The sequence below is a fragment of the Gardnerella sp. 30-4 genome, assembly GCF_001641215.1.
Lineage (GTDB): Bacteria > Actinomycetota > Actinomycetes > Actinomycetales > Bifidobacteriaceae > Bifidobacterium > Bifidobacterium leopoldii.
The window spans coordinates 1-1,974 of record NZ_LXJL01000144.1; the positions used below are offsets into that span (position 1 = coordinate 1).

General features: G+C 39.3%; 1 protein-coding gene. It reads right to left on the bottom strand.

Translation table 11 applies throughout. From position 1 onward, the window contains the following. Positions 1 to 105 precede the first annotated feature (105 nt). Entirely contained in the window at positions 106 to 1,899 is a 1,794-nt protein-coding gene (locus tag A5294_RS06265) for a S1C family serine protease (protein WP_004106176.1), read from the bottom strand. Positions 1,900 to 1,974: the final 75 nt, after the last annotated feature.

Consider the following 1,974-nt stretch of genomic DNA (forward strand, 5'->3'; position numbering starts at 1 on the left):
ATATTTAATTACATTATGAAAATGCCCCTGCGTAAGTTAAGTAACTTATTTAGGGGCATCTTTTATTACAATGTTTTACTTTTAATGTAAAACATGCGGTTTTATTTACCAGAAACCGAATGGATCAAATATTCCACCATCGTCACCATCGTCACCTCCACGTTGTTGTAAATCGTCATCGTCGTCATCGTCCGACTTACTGCCGCGTTTTTTACTAGGCTTCTTTTGGTTTTTCTTTAATTTCTTTTCTTGCTTATTTGTGCCATTAACAGCAGCTTCTTCTTGGTTGAATGTAACTTGCAACTTAAGTGTGTTGCCGTTACGAACTATTGTGAGCGTAGCTTTTTGATTGAACGCTGTTGCTCTCACATACCCGAGGAGTGCGTAATTATTGGATACAGGCTTATCGTCAAAGGCAACAATAGTGTCATTGGCTTTGAGTCCGGCTTTTTCAGCAGGGCTTCCTTGATTGACAGAAACAATTTGAGCTCCTCCGCGAGTAATTCCTTCGGACTCAACTGCTGTGCTTTTAATCATGATTCCCAGTGCTACGTGTTTTACAGAACCGTTTTTAATAATTTCTGTAACTACTCGCTTCACCAAATTTGCTGGAATTGCAAAGCCGATGCCGATTGATCCTGTAGTTTCCCCTTGAGCTGATGTTGCTGCAATAGAAGAATTAATACCTATGACTTTTCCGGCAGCGTTAAAAGTTGGGCCGCCTGAATTTCCTGGATTAATAGCTGCATCAATTTGTACTGCATTAGTTACAATTTCAGAGCGGCTTTGGTCGTCCATAACTGATACTGGACGATTCAAAGCCGAAACAATGCCTGTGGTAGCTGTATCGTCATATCCAAGCGGATTTCCGATTGCCATAACTGGTTCACCAACGGAAAGTAGATTAGAATCTGCAAATTGGACTGTCTTTAAATTATTTGGTGAATTGTCTAATTTAAGTACTGCCAAATCAGTAGTTTTATCTGCTCCGACTAATGTAGCTGAATAAATTTGACCATTAGAAAGGGTTACTTGAATTTCTTTTGCATCAGAAATTACGTGATTGTTTGTTACAACATAACCTTTTGAATCAATGATTACTCCAGAACCCTTCCCCATGCCTTTCTCTAAACGAGTTTGTATAGAAACAACGGCTCCGGAAACATTTTTTGCAACTCCTTGCCAATCTGGAGATTGACCACCTTTAACTACTGCGGTCCCAGGGCCAGAAGAATGAGAGCCGATGTTTGCGAAAGAGCCGCTTTGTGGAATTGAAATAAGACCTTGCGAGACTACAAATAGGACTACAACTACGCAAACTATTGCAGAAATTGCGGAGGATAAAATGGCGACAAAAGCAGTTGACGAAGAGCTTTTTGTTTTTCTTTTGTTACCTTTTTTGTTTGTGTCGTTTGTATTTGCTGCATTTGTGCTAATAATGCTTGTTTTTGCTATATTTTCATTTTCTTCGTTACTTGCATTATTGTTAAAATTCTGCTGCGCTGGTGTTTGATTGCCAACTTCATTATTTGGGTAAGAATTATTGTCTGTGCCGTAATTATACGGATTTCCGAAGCCGTTAAAATTATTATTTCCGTAGTAATTTTGTGATCCAATGTATTGCGTAGGAGCATTGTTGATATTTGTATTATCCGCATCGTTATTTTGGTTTACGGCGTAATTGTTAGCTGGATACTGTGTAGTGTTTGTACCAACTTCATTTTCGTTATTTGTTGGGCCGTAAGCTCCGAATTCAGGAGCTGGGCTATATGTTTGTGCTGGTTGCGTTGTTTGCGTTGGTTGTGCTGGTTGCGTCGGCTGTTCCTGCTGCTCGTAATATCCATTATTTGCAGTTTCATTGGATTCCTGCTGATTTGCACCATACATATCGTCAGCCATTCATCCTCCTTACAAAAGACTCTTAACACACCATAATAAACCATGCCATTATCTATGTAAGAGATAGTATGTTTT

What these genes read in the sequence shown, in the direction of transcription:
- A5294_RS06265 (WP_004106176.1), bottom strand. Translation starts at nt 1,899, where the DNA reads ATGGCTGACGATATGTATGGTGCAAATCAGCAGGAATCCAATGAAACT.